Genomic DNA, 19,545 nt, shown 5'->3' on the forward strand with positions numbered 1-19,545 from the left:
TCTTTGCATTCGAGGTATAGATAGACAAATACGTTTTGGAGGGATTATTTATGACATTGAAAAAAATTGTTGAAAATGCAGTACAAGCCAAAAAAGAAATCGAAGAGTTGACAGCTCAAGGCTATACAAATGATGATATTTACATTTTCGCACATGATAAAAAACGTTCGGACGATATTACAGAAGCGCTCGATACAGAAAAAGTCGGCATGGCGGAGCAAGGCTTCCTCGACAGCATGAAAAATATGTTCACTTCCCGTGGAGATGAGCTGCGTAACAAGATGGAGGCTGCTGGCCTGACTGCAGAAGAAGCTGCAGATGCAGAGCGCGAATTGGACCACGGCAAACTAGTATTAATTGCAAAAAAATAAACGTAAGTCTAGACTCTATCCGTCAGCGGATAGGGTCTTTCTTTGCTTTCCCCCACTTTCATTTTCATGTATGATGTAGATGGAAAGCAGGTGCGATTATGGATTCGAAACTTTGGAAGCTTGGGTTCTTTACGGCTTTGACATCGTTCGTCCTTCTAATACTGGGTACACGAACAATTTTAGGAAACCAACTAGAGGTTAAAAACTATTTGACATTCGCCGTTTTTGGCCTGACGGTCGGCATGCTGGCGACTCTCTTGCGATTTTACAAAATGAAGGCTGGCTTTTGGATTTTCATGGCCTCTTTAGTAATCGGCTTCGCAGAAATGTTCCGAAGCTTTATTATGGACAAGAATGGCTGGGGAGATATCGCGGGAATTCTATCTCTCTTTATCATTACATCTTTTGGGTTTGGCATTACGTTGATCGTCCAGGCGATCAAAATGTTACTTTCCTCATCCAACCGGTCAAACCGCTCATCTTGAATGGACAAGGGCTAGAACAATTCGTTTCTAGTCTTTTTATGTACCTGAAAATGGAGATGGAGACGCAAGTGCTGCTATTTCCTAGGCAGTCGGTTGTGCTGACAGCTTTTCCAAGTTAGGAAATCATGGATATAAAGCAAACCAGATGCTGGCTCGTATGTGACAACAACGTCTTCAACCTAGACAGCTTCTGCATAAGAAACGTCTAGTGTCGTGGTGTTTTTTCTGCTGTTTTGATAACTTGTTCTTTAGTTATTTACCACGATAATCCTGTAAAAAAATGTTTATTCCTATATAAAGTACATGATTTGTGATATGATAAGGACGTAGTATACGGGAACTACTAGACTTCTCTTAGTCACCTTCCTAAAAGAGGAAGGAAGTGAAAACGAATTTCTATTAACTTAACAAAATCATTATTTGATATCTTAACGGAATATCCATCGACCGATATATCATTAACCTTCAATGACGAAAAACAAGTGCCTCGGTTATCCATAAGTTATCAAGAAAATCGCTACCAGTTATTGAATTTGCAGAAAAACACAATCGTCTCTTATGAAGATCTAGATTCTGCAATCGTTGCCATAAAAAAAGGATTGAATAATAAATGATAGATTTACAACCTCAAACACGCTTTGAGGTTTTTTTGCGCCTTACATAAATAGTAATCAATCTCCAATACTCCAATTCTGTACACTACTCAGGTGGACTTTCGTTCCTCACTCCAAAACTTGAACCCCCGCCACTTTTTAGTTGTAATCGGGATATTTACACTCGCCTTGAAATATAGTAGAAGCACGGTTGTAAAGATGGATCTATATTTACAAAGGGGCTGGATGCATTGACTAGAAGAACGGCTGAACCTTACAAAATCAAAAGCGTTGAAACGCTTGCGATGCTGACGTATGACGAACGAAAAAAAGCGCTGGAACGAGCCGGATATAATACGTTTCTGATCGATTCCGCAGATGTGTACATCGACTTGCTTACTGACAGTGGGACAACCGCGATGAGTGATGCGCAATGGGGCGCGCTCATGACAGGCGATGAGGCGTATGCTGGAAGCAAAAGCTGGAAACGGCTAGAACAAGCCGTGCGGGATGTCTATGGTTATCAGTATGTATTGCCTACACACCAAGGCCGCGGTGCGGAAAATATCCTCTCTCAATTGAAGATTAATCCAGGCGATTACGTTCCAGGGAATATGTACTTCACGACGACGAGAGCTCACCAGGAATTGAATGGTGCGACCTTTGTTGACATTATTATTGACGAGGCACATGATCCGCTATTCGAGCATTCTTTTAAAGGAAATGTTGATCTTCAAAAGCTAGAGAATCTGATCGAAGAGGTCGGAGCTGACCGCATTCCATATGTATGCGTGGCTGTGACAGTCAATCTCGCGGGCGGACAGCCTGTCAGCATGCAAAATCTGAAGGATGTCTACGCACTTTGTCATTCCCATGGAATCGATGTGATGTTCGATGCGACACGCTGCGTGGAAAATGCGTATTTTATTAAAGAACGCGAAGAGGGACACAGTCACCGGTCTGTTGCCGAGATTTTAAAGGAAATGCTCTCCTACTCGGATGGCTGTACAATGAGCGGGAAAAAGGATTGCCTCGTCAATATGGGCGGCTTTCTGGCAATGAACGACGAGGAGTTGTATACACGTTCGCGGGAGTTGGTTGTGGTGTATGAAGGGATGCCGTCGTATGGAGGGATGTCTGGCCGGTATATGGAAGCGATGGCTGTCGGCATCAGGGAAGCTGTCGACGATCACTATATCGAACATCGAATCGGACAAGTGCGACACCTCGGAGAACAGTTGATTGCGGCAGGCATTCCGGTCGTCCAGCCAATTGGCGGCCATGCCGTGTTTTTGGATGCCCGCTCATTCTTGTCTCACCTCCCGCAAGAAGCGTTTCCTGCCCAGGCACTCGCCGCAGCCCTCTATTTGGATTCGGGTGTTCGCAGCATGGAGCGGGGCATTGTGTCTGCCGGCAGGAACCAGCATGGCGAACATAATACGCCAAAGCTAGAGCTGGTGCGATTGACGATCCCGCGTCGCGTTTACACGAATAACCATATGGATGTCGTGGCAGATTCCATTATTGAGCTATATAACAAACGGGATTCGATTTGCGGCCTTCGCATGGATTATGAACCGCCGACTTTACGATTTTTCACTGCTCGTTTTTCCCCGCTGGCTGAAAGCGGCGATCTGATGAGCGGGAACTGAATTCCCTTGAAATAAAATAGACTGCCATCCAGCCGAATCAGTTCGGGCAGATGGCAGTCTTTTATTTTGGTGGAGTGCTCTTACGCATTCACTTTATTTTTCTTAATTTGTTTACTGCGAAGCTGACCGCATGCCGCGTCAATATCCGTTCCATGCTCCAAACGGACGCCGCAATTAATTCCGCGCTTTTTCAGCGTCTCATAAAACGTCTTAATGGATGCCGGTTCACTGCGCTGGTACTGGCTATGTTCATCAACCGGATTGTATGGAATCAGGTTGACATACGATAAGTGCCGCTTATTATAAAGCAACTTCGCCAGTTGTTCCGCTTCCGCAGCATGATCGTTGACATCGTTGAGCAAGATATATTCAAACGTAATCCGGCGATTGGTCGTTTCCAAGTAGTAATCGATCGCTTCCATCAATTTCTCGATTGGATACGCTTTGTTAATTTTCATAATTTGCGTGCGCAGTTCATTGTTCGGTGCGTGAAGCGACACTGCTAGATTAATTTGGATATTCTCTTCCGCGAATTCGCGGATCTTCGGCGTCAATCCACTTGTCGATACAGTAATATGACGAGCTCCAATCGATAACCCTTTTTGGTCGTTTACGACACGAAGGAAATTCATCAAATTGGTATAATTGTCGAACGGCTCACCAATTCCCATGACGACGATATGGCTGACCCGTTCCTCTTCCCCAAGCTCGTCCAAATGCTGTTGGACCTTCATGATCTGACCGACAATTTCTCCTGCATCCAAATCTCGATTTTTCCGCAGCAAGCCGCTGGCGCAGAAACTACAGCCGATGTTGCAGCCGACTTGAGTCGTTACGCAGACCGATTGGCCGTAAGGAAACTTCATCAATACCGTTTCAATCAAATTGCCGTCCTGCATTTTGAATAAAAACTTGATCGTGCCGTCTGCCGAAACTTGTTTGACTTCCTGTTCCAATGTTTGGATTTGGAAGTTATCCTCCAACAATTGAAGGCATTCTTTATTTATATTCTTCATGTCCTCAAAGCGGACTACTCGTTTTTTATAGAGCCAATCCCAAACCTGTGCGGCACGGAATTTCTTTTGTCCCTGTTCCACTAACCAATCTGTCAGCTGCTCCAAAGTCAAACCGTAAATTGATTTTTTCATTGCAATTCCTCGCTTCTCGTTTTGCATTCAGTCAGTATACCACAAATCTGACAGGAAGTTAACTCACAGCCGTTGAAAAACATCCTCATTTTACGGTTATTTTGCGTCTTTTCTTTGAACTTTATCCTGTTTAATTTTCATGAATAGTACGAGCACATTCATGAGCGTCAATACAGTAAGCATTACGCCGATCCACGTATGCCCTTTCATAAAGCGATCGATTGTGAAATAGGTTAGAAAAATGATTAGTGCAACATCAATGTATTTGGGTGTCATCATTGTCATCCCCTCCCCTTCTTTTATCTCTTAGGGTCTAGTATAACAGCTTTACGGATGGACGGGTGACGCGGATGCCAATATGGAAGACAATTCATTCAAAAATAAATCCATCTGTTCATCAGTCCCGATCGTGATGCGAATAAAATCGGAAATTCTTTCGGCATTGAAATGCCGGACAAGGATGCCACAAGCCTTTAATTGTTCGTAAATGGCATGGCCTTCCCATTCATCATGCTGGATAAAAACGAAGTTAGCGGCAGACGGAAGCACTTTAAAATTCATTTTTTGTAGTTGCTTAATCACTCGCTCGCGCGTTCTAAGAATTGCCGCTGTCGTCTTCCGGAAATACTCCACGTCTTCCATAGCCGCCTTCGCTCCTGCCAGTGCCAATCGGTCGATCGGATAGGAGTTAAACGAATCTTTGATGCGAATCAATCCTTCAATCAACTTTTCGTTCCCGATCGCATAACCGACCCGCAGACCTGCAAGAGATCTTGATTTTGACATCGTTTGAACGACGAGCAAGTTATCATAGGTTTGAACAAGCCGGGCAGCAGATTTCGGGGCAAAGTCAATATACGCCTCGTCGATGATGACGACTCGCCCTTCATTCTCCTTCACAATCCGTTCGATCTCATCCAGTTCCTTATATAAACCGGTAGGTGCATTCGGGTTCGGCAAAATCACGCCTCCTGCTGATTGAAAAAACTGTTCCGCCGGCAGTGTAAAATCATCTTTCAAGCTAATTTGTTCATAGGAAATATCAAAGAGTTTGGCATAAACCGGATAGAAACTATATGTTACATCCGGAAAAAGAATCGGTTTGCCTGGTTCGAAAAAGGCCATAAATGAGAAAGCAAGCACTTCATCGGAGCCATTGCCGACGAAAATATTTTTTTTCGAAAAGCCAAACGACTCGGCAATCGTATCCCGCAATTCATCCGCACTGGGCGAAGGGTAGCGCTGCAAATTCCGTTGCATTTCCTCCTGGATCGCTTGAATGACGGCTGGACTTGGGGGATACGGATTTTCATTCGTATTCAGCTTAATCAGACCTTCCAGCTCCAGCTGTTCACCTGGTATGTAAGGATCCGTGCGCCGCACCATAGAACTCCACAGTTCAGTCATTGGCAGGCACTTCCTTTTTCAAACGGCGCTCGCGCAAAACGCCAATTACATCGTCCGTTGATACTTCCGCTAGTTCCATTAGGACCAGTGCATGGTAAACCAAATCAGCCAGTTCGTTTTTCAGCTCTGTTGGATCCTCATTTTTAGCAGCGATGACGACTTCCGTCGCTTCTTCCCCAATCTTTTTGCAAACTTTATCGATCCCTTCTCGGAAAAGATAAGAAGTATAAGAACCTTCTATCGGATTGTTGCGTCTGCCTTGAATCTCTTCCGACAGCTCAAGCAAGATATTCCGAGCCTTTGGTTCCCCGGATACAGGGGTGAAAAAACATGTTTCTTCACCTGTATGGCAAGCAGGACCCAATGCATCGACTTGGATAAGAACGGTATCTTTATCGCAGTCGACGGAAAGGTTCTTCACAAGCTGCTTATTGCCCGAAGTAGCTCCTTTATTCCATAATTCCTGCCGCGATCGGCTATAAAACCATGTTTCCCCCGTCTCCACTGTTTGCCGGATCGATTCCTCGTTCATATAAGCAAGCATTAACACGTCGCCTGTCTTTTGATCCTGTACAATCGCAGGAATCAAACCTTCTTCATTGAATCGCAATCCTTCCAACTTACTCAGCATAGCAATCATCCTTTACGTCAACGCCGCGTTCTAGCAGAAATTGTTTTATTTCCTTGATACCGATTTCGTCATAGTGGAATACCGATGCAGCGAGGGCCGATTCTGTGCGGCCGGTTGTCAAGACTTCTAAGAAATCCTCTTTTGTCCCTGCTCCACCACTCGCCACAACCGGAATGCTAACGGCTTCATCCAGCGCCTTGTATAATTCAATATCGTAGCCGGCTTTTACCCCATCCTCGTCAATACTGTTTACGACGAGCTCGCCTGCTCCCCAACGCTCGCCTGTCTTTGCCCATTCGATGGCATCAATGTCGCTCTCTTCTTTTCCCGCTTTAGCAAATACTTTCCATTTGCCTTCGCCCGCCCGTTTCACATCCATCGATAGCATGATCCGTTCCGAGCCAAAGCGCTTCACTGCTTCCGGTATTAAATCCGGATTCGTTAATGCCGCGCTGTTAATGGAAACTTTATCGCCGCCCGCTGCCAGCACATTTTCGATATCCTTTAACGATTTTATGCCGCCACCTACAATGAAAGGAATCGGCACGACAGCCGCAATTTCCTGAATTAAATCCAAGAACATTTCCCGTCCGTCGACAGACGCGGAAATATCATAAAATACGAGTTCATCTGCTCCGTCCGCCACATATTTTTTTGCGCGTTCTAAAGGGTCTGCCACCTCTTGCACATCGAGAAACTTTCGTCCCTTCACGACTTTTCTATTATCAATGTCCATACAAGGTATGATTCGTTTCGGCTTCATCTGATAATCGCCTCCTGTAATGAGTTCATGGATACCTTGCCTTCGTATAACGCTTTTCCAACGATTGCCCCGTATAACCCCATGTCTGCTAATTTTCGAACATCTTCTTCTGTTGAGACACCGCCTGATGCGATGATATCCAAAGCGGCCATTTGATTGACTTGTTCCAGTTCCTCAAAATTCGGCCCTTGCAGCATGCCATCTTTTAAAATATCTGTGTAAACAACAGTGGACACACCAGCCTGCTGAAGCTCCTCAAGTAAATCCACAGCCTTCACTCCGCTCGTTTCCGTCCAACCATCCGTTGCAACGAATCCATTGCGGGCGTCAATTGAAACGGCAATCCTACCTTTATACAAAGCGGCTGCCTCCCGCAAAAATGTCCGGTTCTCTATGGCGGCGGTTCCGATAATGACTCGGTTAACGCCACCATTCAAATAGGATTCCACTACTTCGAGCGATCTGATGCCGCCTCCTACCTGTACAGGGACACGCACAGCAGCTGCAATATCTTGAATCACTTGCCGGTTGATGGTTTCCCCTGACCTGGCCCCATCCAAATCAACAATATGAATAAATTCAGCGCCTTGCTTTTCAAATGCCTTCGCCATCTCAACAGGCGAATGATGATAAATCACTTCGTCCTCATAATTTCCTTGTAGTAAACGAACACAGTTGCCCCCGCGGATATCAATTGCCGGAAATAAAATCATGGAAATCCCCCTCATAATGCGCCTTTTGTAGAAGGCACCCCACTAATATCTGGATTAACAGCACTTGCCATGCGAAGCGCCCTGCCAAAGCTTTTGAAAATAGACTCGATTATATGGTGACTGTTTTTTCCGTAATCCAACTGGATATGCAACGTAATACCGGCATGCCGGGTAAATGCGAGGAAAAACTCCTCCACCAGTTCGGTATCAAAATTGCCTACCTTGTCTTTCAATCCTTCCACGCGATACACGAGGAAGGAACGCCCGCTAATATCGATTGAGACAGTCGACAAGGCTTCGTCCATCGGCGTCGACACAGTGGCATACCGTTCAATGCCTTCCTTTGTTCCAATACACTTTGCAAACGCCTGCCCAAGCACTATGCCGACATCCTCAGCCGAATGGTGCTGGTCGACTTCCAAATCGCCATTACATTCCACCTTTAGATCAAAACGGCCATGCTTTGTGAATAATGTGAGCATATGATCGAGGAAACCGACACCCGTTCGAATTTCAGTTTGCCCGGTGCCATCCAAGTTGAATTCCAGCTCTACAGCTGTCTCTGTCGTTCGTCTAGTCAATCGTTCCAATCGCATTTGTTGATCCCTCCCGTACTCGTATCGATTTGGCGTGGCCAGTCAATCCCTCGACTTCTGCCAATCGGATGATATCCTCCGCCACAGCGTCCAACGCTTTCTCTGTATATTGGATGAGACTTGATTTCTTCATAAAATCATACACACCAAGCGGCGATGAAAAGGCTGCGGTGCCGTTCGTCGGCAATGTATGATTCGGGCCCGCCATATAATCGCCAAGCGCTTCTGGCGAATATGGACCGATGAAAACCGCTCCAGCATTCCGGATATTGGGAAGTTGCTCCATCGGGTGTTCCACCAACAGCTGTAAATGTTCCGGCGCTATATGGTTGACGATCTCCCAGGCGGCCGTCAGCGTATCCACGACAATAATCCGCCCCTGCCCCTCGATAGACTTTTGGGCGATTTCGCCTCTCTCCATCTGGCCAAGCAGTTCCGTCACTTGCACGGATAACTGTTCGGCAAAAGAACGGCTAGTCGTCACACAAACAACTGCTGCCTGTTCATCATGCTCCGCCTGGGCGAGCAGATCGGAAGCTGCAAAAACCGGATTGGCAGCTTCATCCGCCACGATGCATAATTCGCTCGGCCCGGCTATCATGTCGATCGCGACATCACCGAACACCCATTTCTTAGCACGGGCGACATAGCTGTTACCAGGTCCAGTAATTTTGGATACCTTCTGTACTGTTTCTGTCCCATAAGCGAATGCGGCGATTGCTTGGGCTCCTCCCACTTTATAAACTTTATCGACTCCGGCAATCTCGGCTGCTGCCAGAACTGCCGGTTCTACTTTGCCATCCTGCCGCGGAGGCGTCGCCATCGCCAGATGCTGGACCCCCGCCAGCTTTGCAGGAATTGTATTCATTAAAACTGTGGATGGATACGCGGCTTTTCCACCCGGTATATAGATTCCGACCCGTTCAATCGGTGTCACCATCTGGCCAAGCAGCACACCGTCCTGCTGCTGGATGAACCAAGAACGTTCTTTTTGCTCGGCGTGAAATGCCTCGATTCGCTGTTTTGCCTTTTCTAAACTGGTGTACACTTCTTGAGGGATAAGAGTCCTCGCCTCCTCGAATTCCTCCGGAGTCACGACCAACTCTTGAATCTCAGCCCCATCGAACTTTTTTGTCATCTCACGGAGTGCATCATCCCCTCTGCGCCTGACATCTTGGATGATTCCGAGGACCGTCTCGTCAATAGAGCTGTTCAAGTTCAATGTCTGCCGCTGTTCGCGTTCCTTCCAAAACCGTTGTTCCTCTATAATCCTCATGATTGTAATCTCACCTCGGCATTCATAGAATCGATAAATTGCCGTATGCTAGCCGTTTTAATGGCATAACTCGCTTTATTCACAATCAGCCGGGCACTAATGTCGGAGATTTCCTCCAAGATGACCAGTCCATTCTCCTTGAGCGTCGTGCCAGTTTCCACAATATCGACAATGACATCTGCCAAGCCGATCAACGGGGCCAATTCAATTGATCCATTCAGTTTAATGATGTCTGTACGAAAACCCTTTTGATCAAAATAGGTTTTTGCCACATTCGGATACTTTGTAGCTACTGTCAAAGTGGAATTATTTCGCAATACCGTCTGCGGAAATCCTGCCACAACAATTTTGCATTTTCCGATATCTAGATCAGCCAATTCATAGACATTCGGAGCGTCCTCCATAATAATGTCCTTGCCGACGATTCCAATATCGGCAGCACCTTTCTCCACATATGTCGGCACATCCACCGCTTTGACTTGCAGCAGCTTAATCGTCTCTGTATCATCGGTAAACACAAGTTTTCTGCTATCTTCTGGCTGGATGGAGAACCGGATGCCCATCTGCTCTAAAATCCTCAATGCTCGCTTGGTCGTTCTTCCTTTCGCCATGGCGATTGTTACTGTTTCCAAACGATCACGCCTCCCTTTCAAAGAACATTCCGACTTCTGCAACTGTAAGATATCGATGACTCTCTTCATTTGTAAGAATCACATTTCCCTCTTGTTGCAATAGTACTGTGTAAGCGTAAGAGTCATTCTTTTCTTGATTTTGCAGCGGGCTGGTCACAACCCGGTAATGCTGCTCCCTGAATTGTTCAGCTAGGACGATCGCCTCTTCTAACTCGGCATCGCTGTAAAATATACAAATACTTCGACTGTCCGGGACGGCAGTCATCGTGCTTGCTATTGACTCGACAATTGGCTCGATTTCAATCGCGAAACCGATTGCGGGAAGATCAGCTGCAAATGCTTCACTAAGCTTGTCATACCGGCCGCCCATCACGACCGGCCTTCCAAGTCCTTCTACATAACCTTGAAAAATGAGGCCCGAATAATAATCCATGTTGTTCAGCAAGCTGAAATCCAGGATGATTTCCTCCTTGCAGTCGTAAATCTCCAACAGACGGCAAACTTCTAGGATATACTCTACAATGCCGTCCATGAAGGAGTTTACTCCTAAGCTAGCCATCTCAGCAGCTACCAGATCCGGTCTTCCGTATACTTGCGTGATCGTTTCTACAGCCGCCGCCAACTGTCTATCAATCTTTGCTTCACGGAGCAGCCCTTGCAGCTCTGCTAAATTCTTTGAAAGGATCAGTTGCCGTAGCTGCATGTTTTGCCGCTTATCCATGTTCATCTGCTGAATCATGCTATCGAGCAAGGCGGGATACCCTATTTCAATTTTGATTTCCTCGAATTGAAGATCTTTCAGCGTCCGGACTGCTAAGGCAATCGTCTCTGCATCTGCCTCAGGTGAACGGCAACCAAAGAATTCGATGCCTGCTTGCGTATGCTCGATCGGGCTCAAATCGGTACCTGTCTGGCGAAACACTTCTTGTATGTAATAATAACGCCGCTCGCTTGTCAGCCGTCCGTACACATGAGACAATTCCTTAGTAATCGGTATCGTCACGTCCGGGCGCAAGACTAGCACATCACCAGTTGGATCGATCACTTTGATCATTTCACGCCGCGGAATAGAGCTGTCAATTCCCGAATACAAATCATATGCTTCAAACGCAGGCGTTCGAACTTTAGAATACCCGTAGGTTTCAAACCTCCGGGATACCTTTCCCACCACCTGTTCGTATACTTTCGAGCGCTCAAGAGAATTCATACAACTTCACAACCTTTTCTTCCTTTATCACTTTACTACGTTAAAGTTATAACGTACTATAAAACTATATGAATCATTTGTCAACTGATAGGAGGAAATTTTTAAAAATGTTTGATTACCATATGCACAGTTCATTTTCAGGAGATTGCAATATTGATATGGAGGACATGATAAAGGGAGCGATTCGGCAAGGCTTGACTGAAATCTGTTTCACCGATCATGTCGACTATGATTATCCCGACGACTCCATCGTCTTTGATTTTGATAAGAAGTTGTATGCCGACCGAATTAAACAGCTGCAAGAAAAATATGAAGGTCAAATTCGTATAAAAAAAGGGGTGGAGATCGGTGTCCAGCCTCACATTTTGGAACAATGCGGGGAGATGGTGAAGGAAGAAGGTTTCGATTTCGTCATTTGTTCACTACATACTGTATCAAGAAAAGGATTGCACTACGGGGAATTATTCGAAGGCCGTTCCGTGGATGAAGCGTCTGCCATTTATTACGAAGAGCTGCTGCATTGCGTGAAGCATTTCGATTCATATTCCCTTTTAGGACATATCGATCTCATCAAGCGATATGCGAAAGAGAAGGCAACCTCAGATTTCCACGATATACTAAGGCAAATTTTCGAAGTCATAATTCCTGCTGGGAAAGGGATTGAACTGAATACATCCGGCGTCCGTTACGGACTGGACTGTGGATTGCCTAGCGAAGATGTTTTGAAATTGTACAAACAATGCGGAGGCGAAATCATTACATTAGGTTCGGATGCCCATAAACCGGAGGATATTGCATTTCAATTCAAAGAGTCCGCTGACTTGCTGCGCTCGATTGGATTCCGTTATCTGACAACGTTTGAACAGATGAAACCGCAGTTCCATCCGATTGATCAATTGTAAGCAAGACGGCCGCCAACAGGAAGCGGGAGAGGCATTGTGCTTGCCTCTCCCGCTAAACTATTTCATTTACCCATAATCATCGTTTTGATTAGTGCAAGACGTTCTCTAATGTTTTGCTTCGCTTGAACAGAAACTGGTGTTTTTGCGATGACTACATCGGTTTGGAGACCGAGGTCCCGGGCAAGCTTTTTCGCTCTGGCCAAGTGGAAGTCGCTTGAAATGATCGTCAATTCATCTACCGTCTCAGGGAGAAGCCGTTTCGTAAACAGCAGATTCTCGTATGTCGAAGTGGATTGATCTTCAATGATCAGACGCTGTTCATCTACCCCATGTTGTGTAAGATGTCGGCGCATCGCTTCTGCCTCACTAATCCCTTCATCAGGACCTTGTCCTCCCGATAGGATCAGGATCACATCTGGATGGGCTTCCGCATATTCTAATGCTTTCTCCAGGCGGTATTTCAATGATAAGGAAGGTGTTTCGCCGTTCACCTTCGCGCCAAGTATGACAGCATATTGCTTTGAACCGTCAGCGACAGGCTTCATACCGTCCTCGATCCATTTGCCTGTTAGTACCCAAATTGCAATCCCACATAATAGAATAAGCCCCACGGCAACCGCCAACTTTTTTCGTTTGTTCAACTCTTCATTCACTCCGTTTCCCTTACGATATGTTCGGATGAATTTGAAGGTCAATACAGCCGTTCCACCTGGATGCCCCTCGCTTGCAATAAGTCAAAATAAAACGGATCTTCCCCAATGGATACTACCCGATCACACAGCGTCAAGATTTCATCCATGTCATGTGAGGTATACAAAATCGTTTTCCCGTTCTCTTTCGCCAGCTGTTTCAAATAGGAACCGATTTCCGTCTTTGACTTCAAATCGATTCCGACCGTCGGCTCATCTAACAACAGCAATACCGGATCATGGAGAAGACTAATCGCCAAGTTCAACTTGCGCTTCATTCCCCCCGAGAGAGCATGGACCGGCTCCTTCCATTGGGTCAATTGAAGGTCGAGGCAAAGCTGCCGGCATTCTTCTGGCGAGCGCCTCTTCCAGGAGAGTCGTTCAAAGAATCGCATATTCTCTTCTACCGTATACTCATCCCAAACTGAAATCTCTTGCGGGACATAGCCGATCCTTTTTCGTATATTCTTCATGTCATCCTCATATCGGTTGCCATATAAACGAAGTTCTCCGGAAGAAGGTTCCATTGCTGTGGCAATTATTTGAAGAAGAGTGGATTTGCCCGCCCCGTTTTCTCCTACAAGGCCGACGATTTCCCCTTCCTTTAGTTGAAACGATACATCTTGCAAGACTTGCTTTCGTTTGTAGCTTTTTTGAACGTTATTTAATTCAAGCAATCCGCTTCCCTCCTCTCCATATCCAGCCACCGAGTACTATCGCTAATGGAAACAACCATACGAACGGCATTGAATTGGTCATAAGTGAACCTACCGGGCTGATCATCTCGACCCATGGCCATTTGCCGGCAAGCCGTTCCATCGGGATAAAGCCCCCTCCTGCAATCGTCAGCATGATACTGACCGCCATTCCCGTTACATAGTACATGATTTGCTTTTCAAACAGAATGGCCAGCAAAAAGGCAAAGAGGTTTAATGTCGTTCTGAATACCAGCAAGGAAAAGACAAACCGCACGGTCACATCCGTCTCAAGCAATTGTGCAAAGACAAGCAGCGCGAGGACATCTGCGACAAGTGTCAGCAAGGTGTAGACCGCGAGCAACCGGACTGAATAAGCTTGGAAGCTAGTCGCGGAATATAACCATCTCACTTTGATGGACGGTCTGTTTTCTTTGATCATCCAATCAAACAGGAAAAAGGCACTGATGATGGCAAACAGGGCCCATATGCCCCAGACATTTAGGAACGGGACTGCTTGCTGTTTTGCCACGCTCCCCTTTTTAAAGGTGAAGCTCGTATGCAATAAACTCTCCGTTCGTTGTCTTTCGATGCTCGCATCAATAATTTTGTTATAATCCCATGCATGCTCCATTTCGAATTCATGAAAGATTTGCTGGATCACATAGGCTGCCTTCGCTCTAGATATATCTTGCTGCGCCAGCGACAAAACCATCTCGGACACACTTGGATAAGCAAAGGACCGATTTGAGGAGTAGGCCTCAATCAGTCGGTTCCTTTGGTTCGAATGGATGCGTTCGCCGTATCCTTCCTTAATGACAAATACACTGTCCAACTCATGCTGTTTCAATCGAAAGAGTGCTTCATCCAAATCCATATTCTGTACGGATAACAATTCCATCTTTTCAATGCTTGCCGCCAATTCTGTTGCTAAAACGGAATCATCCTCAACGATTAAGGCAATGGGAACCTTTGCATTCTGCTGGAACTCCCCGAGTCCTTTGACAATTACAACGGTTAAAATGATCGGCAGAAGCAACCAAATCACGACGCTTTTCCATTCTTTACGTAAACGAAGTAAAGTCATGATACCCGCCGCCTTTCTTTCCATGTAATCGATAGAAACAAAATGAGCAGGAATGCAAATGCCTGGAAAGCTGCGACTGTATAGTTGGCATAATTTCGGCCTTCGAGCACAAGCTCCATCACCCATTTCAAATCACTGTAAGAAAAAATATAGGGGAATAGGGGCTGAAGTGATTGTGGGAAATAAAGGACCGGCACAAGGGCACCGCTTAAAAATACGGAAGCGGCGGCAAGAGTGCATTGCAAAAACAGAGTCGTTTTCCCGGATCTGAACCAGACGCCAATTACAGCAAAACAACTGGCTAATGTGAGTCCATACAAACTGATGAATAAGAATACACGCACATAATCTATTATGTAAAAATCGACTTCTGCAAATTGGATCAAGGCGATAAATAGCACCATCGCAAATGCCATCGAACAAAGAATAGAAACAAACAGTCTGGAAAATATGCGTTGCCTTTCTGTCACGCCTAAAAGTCTCAGCCTAATAGTCATGGACGGCCGCTCTTCACTTTGCAGTACATTGAATACGCCCAATATCCACACCGTCAAGGCGATGAACCATCCGGACACCATATAATAATTCTTTGGCGATGATGTGGCAGCATTCATGATTACCTCTTCGTCGACCAGCTTATCTTTGCCTAATGTGAAAAGTGTAAAATCTAGAAACTGGCTGAACATCATTTCCAAACGGTCTTCACGAGACATCGGTGTCTCTTTCGCAAATTCGTTAATGGTTAGTATGTTCGCCTGCGCAGACGCGATATAACGAGCCAAGCTATCAATCAGTTCTTTAGTCAAGTAACTGTCCACTGGACGGGCTGGATTTCCAACGATCGGCAAGGTAACCGACTCTCCATCGTAAAGGTGTTCAGTAAAATCAGGTGGCAATGAAAAGTACGTACTGATTTTGTCCTCTTTCATAAGCTGCTCGGCTTCTTCCATGGAGGCACTTGTGATCTGCAAAAACGAATCGCCGCTTGCCGTCTCCACAAGTAATTTACTGATTAGCTTGGATTCCTTCGTTTGATCCTCATCAACTATAGCAACGCGAATCGGGTCCTTTTCATCTGGGATCAAAATGCCCGCAACCAAAAGAAGCACAAGCGCTATGAGGAATAAAGGAAATAGAAAAAGAAGAAGAAGGGTTCCCCACTTCTTCTTCAGCTGTTTTGCATCTTCTTTCATAAAAAAGATGGTATTCCGAATCGCATGCAATTCATTCACTTCCATTCATACGGAGTGGAATTTATTAAAGACCGTCAAACTCGTTCTGCAAGTCTTCCATCAAATCTTCTAGCCATCTCATAAAATCTTCTTGCAAATCTTCTTCTATGAACGTATCAAGCTCATCCATTGTCATATCGCCAAGATTGACAACATTTTTATTCGGATCTGGCATATCCACTTTCTTCACGATTTTTCCTTCTTGCTTCACATGTAGGTTGATCGTATTGCTTCCAAGCGATTCTTCTTCAAAGGAGAATTCATGATTCGCTTTCATCGAATCCTTTTCGTGAGTTGCGTCACCACTCCAAATAACTGTAGGAGTGGAGTAGCCGTCATTTATACTGAACGTTCTTGTAAAAGTACGTTTCTTCCCTTTCAGCTCTTCATTTCCTTCATAAAGAACTTCCCCATCGTCAAAGCTTAAAGAAATTTCGTCTTTGGCTTTTCCATCTTTCCATGTCAAATCTCCCTTGAATACGAGAACTCCTTCATCCTCATATTCGTCGATGCCAGTAATTTCATAATTCCACTTCTGCCCGTCTTGCTTCAATAGCTGTTCGCCTTTTACTTTGACCGTGACAACTTCATCTTTAGATGGGCCCACAGTCATTAGGAAATCTCGTTTTACAATACTTCGCTTCTGATGCCACACAGTCGATTTCAATCCGTCAGGCATCACAAATTTGTCCATTGATTTTAGCCCATCATCCAAGCTATCTTCAAATTCGCGGATCATTTCAGCCACTTCCGCTCTAGGCACCTCTTCGCCAAGAGAAGAAAGGGTCAATTGCTCCTTCAATAATGCTTTTAATTTTTCATCATTGCGAGCTTTTTCAAACAGCTTCGTCAACAAATCCTTCACTTGCGCTTCAGACAATTTCATTTCAACTTTTTCCACTTTCATCCTGTCGCCGAAGACACTAACTTCCTCTTTTTCACTTGTAAATGCTTCATCCGGCAGTTCCTTATAAAGGAATTGTAAATATTCTTTTTCGATATAGGTCCGGAATTCCTCTGTAAATCCATAACGTTCTTCAAATAATTGAGATAAGCCCAGTTTTTCGTCACCATTGAAGGAATCGTCTGTCTCCTTCATCATCTTACCGTAATCCTTGTCGTCAAAGCGAAGTACCTTCTCTGTGAAAGGAAGCGCCAGCAAGATCCGTTCCGGTGTCAAATACATTTGGCCGACTTCTACATCGACACTGCCCAGCGATCCGCTCATGTTCATTTCCCACTCTTTTTTCACAGGGTCTTTCACTTGCCCAAGCTGAAGAGTAGTGCTGTTTACAATGGACTGAATTTCTTGCATGTCGTAACCGGCAGCCGGGTCATTCCATTCTGCTGAAACATCCCAAGTCGTTTCGACCGGCTTCTTGTTTTGCACTTCCAGCCAATCCACTTCATTTTTATAGCGGTCTTGAATTAATTGACTCATTTGGCTCAATGTTTGCGTTTCAGCCAATAAATATTTTGCCTTTGGTGATTTATTCAACAGAAAGAAAGCCGAAACACTCCCTGCCGCTGCGACAAATAGTACAGTCAATAAAATAATGAGCAGCTTCGGTGATTTTCTCTTTCCTGCTGTGTTTTGTTGTTGCTGTTCCACTTTGGTTTCTCCCCTATCTATCATTGGTTAATTTTCACACATCATTGAAATTCTACTATAAAGCTATGACGAATGTTCCCTTTTTAAAAGAATTGAATATTTCCAACTAGTTACTAGCTATTAGTCACTAGGGAATCTTAATCATAAAGCTTTTTTTATATTCATCATGTTCCTTGGCTGAAAAAAAACGATGCCAGAACAAGTAAATCGGCAGAAAATTGATCCCCACAGCAATGGGCATCGCTTTTCTGCCGACTAATAATATAGAGGGATCTTTTATTTTTTCATCACTGATACAACCAATTTCAGAATCAACTTTTATTTGAATTGACCAAAAGTCCTATTTCTCTTCAGCTTTTTACTTTTTGCTTTTGATTGACCGTACTATGCACTTCTGTCGGCAAGCCCCACAGTTGAATGAAACCGACCGCAGCAGATTGATCGAATTGATCATCAGAAGTATATGTCGCAAGCTTTTCGTCATAAAGAGAATTCGTAGATTTACGGCCTTCCACAATGGCATGGCCCTTGAATAATTTGATGCGCACTGTGCCGTTTACGTATTGCTGCGTTTCTTTAATGAACGCTTCGAGCGCATCACGGAGAGGAGAGAACCAAAGTCCGTTATAAATTAGTTCGCTCAATTTCTGCGATACGAGCGGCTTGAAGTGGGCAACATCCTTCACTAACGTGATATCTTCCAGTTCCTTATGAGCCTTGAGGAGGGTGACAGCTCCTGGACACTCATACACTTCACGGGATTTGATTCCGACTAAACGGTTTTCCACATGGTCGATCCGACCGACCCCATGTTTACCAGCCAATTCATTTAATTGTAAGATGAGTTCGCTAAGCGGATAATTCTTCCCGTTCAGACTGACCGGCACGCCTTTTGCAAATTCAATTTCCAAGTAATCCGGCTTATCCGGCGCATTTTCAATTGATGCCGTCAAACCAAATGCATCTTCTGGCGGCGCAGCCCAAGGATCTTCCAAAATACCGCATTCATTGCTGCGTCCCCATAAGTTCTGATCGATGGAATACGGGCTGTCGAGATTGATGGGAATCGGGATATTCTTTTCTTTTGCATACTCGATTTCCTCTTCACGGGACCAGCTCCATTCCCGAACTGGAGCAATAACTTCCAAGGAAGGATCCAAAGCCTTAATGGCGACTTCGAAACGAACTTGGTCATTTCCTTTTCCGGTACATCCATGGGCAACCGCTGTCGCATTCTCCTTATGAGCCACCTCGACAAGCTTTTTAGAAATGAGAGGGCGTGACAAAGCAGAAACGAGTGGATACTTATCTTCGTAGTACGTCCGAGCTTGCAGCGCGAGCAATGCGTATTCATTCGCAAACTCTTCCTTCGCATCAATTACATAGCTGTTGACCGCGCCAACCTGCAACGCTTTCTGTTGGATGAAATTTAAGTCCTTCCCTTCTCCAACATCCAAGCAGCAAGCTACCACTTCATACCCTTGATCAGTCAGCCATTGAACCGCCACTGAAGTATCCAAACCACCCGAATACGCAAGCACCACTTTTTTCTTTGTCATAATGACGTCCTCCTTTATTCATCAATGTATTTTTATTCAACTTAATGTATTTTTATAATACCATACTTTATTCGAATTGCAAGTATTGTATTTTGAAAGAAATGAAAGTGAGTTTTTTATGAGTACTGGCATGTCGGGTGACGTGTTGAAAAGAGGCCGTACGAGCGGGCAGCATAGGTAGGAGGAGTGGCAGGGGGAAGTTAAGCAAGATTTACAGCGATACGAGTGGTTCGCCAGCGGATACGAGCGGTACACGGTATTATACGAGCGGTTCGGTAAAATGCACGATGAAGAC

Annotated in this window: 20 protein-coding genes; 4 read left to right on the forward strand and 16 right to left on the reverse strand. The window is 45.1% G+C overall.

All coding sequences use genetic code 11. From position 1 onward, the window contains the following. The first annotated feature begins 50 nt into the window (after positions 1-50). From L7D49_RS07535 to L7D49_RS07545, 3 genes are all read left to right on the forward strand, one after another. Positions 51-371 carry a YflT domain-containing protein gene (locus L7D49_RS07535; RefSeq protein ID WP_238080235.1) on the forward strand — a complete coding sequence of 107 codons (321 nt, stop codon included), beginning with the start codon at positions 51-53 and terminating at the stop codon, positions 369-371. A gap of 98 nt (positions 372-469) precedes the next feature. Then, complete coding sequence (locus L7D49_RS07540; protein WP_238080236.1) at positions 470-856, forward strand: hypothetical protein; 387 nt, start codon at positions 470-472, stop codon at positions 854-856. 844 nt (positions 857-1,700) lie between these two features. Then, entirely contained in the window at positions 1,701-3,101 is a 1,401-nt protein-coding gene (locus L7D49_RS07545; protein ID WP_238080237.1) for a tyrosine phenol-lyase, read from the forward strand. Positions 3,102-3,181: 80 nt separating this feature from the next. On the opposite strand, the gene rlmN is transcribed toward L7D49_RS07545, so the two are convergent. The 10 genes from rlmN to L7D49_RS07595 form a co-directional block, all read right to left on the reverse strand. After that, complete coding sequence (rlmN, locus tag L7D49_RS07550; protein ID WP_238080238.1) at positions 3,182-4,249, reverse strand: dual-specificity RNA methyltransferase RlmN; 1,068 nt, start codon at positions 4,247-4,249, stop codon at positions 3,182-3,184. A gap of 96 nt (positions 4,250-4,345) precedes the next feature. Beyond that, entirely contained in the window at positions 4,346-4,528 is a 183-nt protein-coding gene (locus L7D49_RS07555; protein ID WP_238080239.1) for a hypothetical protein, read from the reverse strand. Positions 4,529-4,576: 48 nt separating this feature from the next. After that, positions 4,577-5,656 carry a histidinol-phosphate transaminase gene (hisC, locus tag L7D49_RS07560; protein ID WP_238080240.1) on the reverse strand — a complete coding sequence of 360 codons (1,080 nt, stop codon included), beginning with the start codon at positions 5,654-5,656 and terminating at the stop codon, positions 4,577-4,579. Continuing rightward, positions 5,649-6,287 carry a bifunctional phosphoribosyl-AMP cyclohydrolase/phosphoribosyl-ATP diphosphatase HisIE gene (gene hisIE, locus L7D49_RS07565; protein WP_418895860.1) on the reverse strand — a complete coding sequence of 213 codons (639 nt, stop codon included), beginning with the start codon at positions 6,285-6,287 and terminating at the stop codon, positions 5,649-5,651. The genes hisC and hisIE overlap by 8 nt, the downstream gene beginning before the upstream one ends. Next, complete coding sequence (gene hisF, locus L7D49_RS07570; protein ID WP_238080242.1) at positions 6,277-7,050, reverse strand: imidazole glycerol phosphate synthase subunit HisF; 774 nt, start codon at positions 7,048-7,050, stop codon at positions 6,277-6,279. Before hisF ends, hisIE begins: the two co-directional genes overlap by 11 nt. Then, complete coding sequence (hisA, locus tag L7D49_RS07575; RefSeq protein ID WP_238080243.1) at positions 7,047-7,763, reverse strand: 1-(5-phosphoribosyl)-5-[(5-phosphoribosylamino)methylideneamino]imidazole-4-carboxamide isomerase; 717 nt, start codon at positions 7,761-7,763, stop codon at positions 7,047-7,049. Before hisA ends, hisF begins: the two co-directional genes overlap by 4 nt. 11 nt (positions 7,764-7,774) lie before the next feature. Continuing rightward, positions 7,775-8,359: an imidazoleglycerol-phosphate dehydratase HisB gene (hisB, locus tag L7D49_RS07580; RefSeq protein ID WP_238080244.1), complete on the reverse strand. Its 585-nt coding sequence runs from the start codon at positions 8,357-8,359 to the stop codon at positions 7,775-7,777. Then, on the reverse strand, positions 8,337-9,635 hold the full coding sequence (gene hisD / locus L7D49_RS07585) for a histidinol dehydrogenase (RefSeq protein WP_238080245.1): 1,299 nt from the start codon (positions 9,633-9,635) through the stop codon (positions 8,337-8,339). The genes hisB and hisD overlap by 23 nt, the downstream gene beginning before the upstream one ends. Further along, complete coding sequence (gene hisG, locus L7D49_RS07590; RefSeq protein WP_238080246.1) at positions 9,632-10,267, reverse strand: ATP phosphoribosyltransferase; 636 nt, start codon at positions 10,265-10,267, stop codon at positions 9,632-9,634. The genes hisD and hisG overlap by 4 nt, the downstream gene beginning before the upstream one ends. A gap of 4 nt (positions 10,268-10,271) precedes the next feature. Continuing rightward, complete coding sequence (locus L7D49_RS07595) at positions 10,272-11,474, reverse strand: ATP phosphoribosyltransferase regulatory subunit (protein WP_238080247.1); 1,203 nt, start codon at positions 11,472-11,474, stop codon at positions 10,272-10,274. A 107-nt stretch (positions 11,475-11,581) separates the two neighbouring features. Here L7D49_RS07595 and L7D49_RS07600 point away from each other — a divergent pair, with 107 nt between their 5' ends. Next, positions 11,582-12,376, forward strand: a complete 795-nt coding sequence (locus L7D49_RS07600) for a histidinol-phosphatase HisJ family protein (protein WP_238080248.1) — start codon at positions 11,582-11,584, stop codon at positions 12,374-12,376. Positions 12,377-12,438: 62 nt separating this feature from the next. Here L7D49_RS07600 and L7D49_RS07605 read toward each other — a convergent pair whose 3' ends face one another. The 6 genes from L7D49_RS07605 to L7D49_RS07630 all read right to left on the reverse strand — a co-directional run bounded on the left by L7D49_RS07605 (position 12,439) and on the right by L7D49_RS07630 (position 19,253). Then, positions 12,439-13,071, reverse strand: coding sequence for a YdcF family protein (locus L7D49_RS07605; protein ID WP_238080249.1), 633 nt, complete (start codon positions 13,069-13,071; stop codon positions 12,439-12,441). Next, a complete protein-coding gene (locus tag L7D49_RS07610; RefSeq protein ID WP_238080250.1) occupies positions 13,068-13,742 on the reverse strand; it encodes an ABC transporter ATP-binding protein in 675 nt (224 codons plus the stop codon). The genes L7D49_RS07605 and L7D49_RS07610 overlap by 4 nt, the downstream gene beginning before the upstream one ends. Next, positions 13,735-14,847, reverse strand: coding sequence for an ABC transporter permease (locus L7D49_RS07615; RefSeq protein ID WP_238080251.1), 1,113 nt, complete (start codon positions 14,845-14,847; stop codon positions 13,735-13,737). Before L7D49_RS07615 ends, L7D49_RS07610 begins: the two co-directional genes overlap by 8 nt. After that, the gene (locus tag L7D49_RS07620; protein WP_238080252.1) at positions 14,844-16,070 is read right to left on the reverse strand and encodes an ABC transporter permease; all 1,227 of its coding nucleotides are present in this window, start codon (positions 16,068-16,070) and stop codon (positions 14,844-14,846) included. Before L7D49_RS07620 ends, L7D49_RS07615 begins: the two co-directional genes overlap by 4 nt. Positions 16,071-16,104: 34 nt before the next feature. After that, positions 16,105-17,691: a DUF6583 family protein gene (locus L7D49_RS07625; RefSeq protein WP_238080253.1), complete on the reverse strand. Its 1,587-nt coding sequence runs from the start codon at positions 17,689-17,691 to the stop codon at positions 16,105-16,107. A 350-nt stretch (positions 17,692-18,041) separates the two neighbouring features. Next, positions 18,042-19,253, reverse strand: coding sequence for an argininosuccinate synthase (locus tag L7D49_RS07630; RefSeq protein WP_336246379.1), 1,212 nt, complete (start codon positions 19,251-19,253; stop codon positions 18,042-18,044). Positions 19,254-19,545: the final 292 nt, after the last annotated feature.

The organism is Sporosarcina cyprini (genome assembly GCF_022048975.1).
Classification (GTDB): domain Bacteria; phylum Bacillota; class Bacilli; order Bacillales_A; family Planococcaceae; genus Sporosarcina; species Sporosarcina cyprini.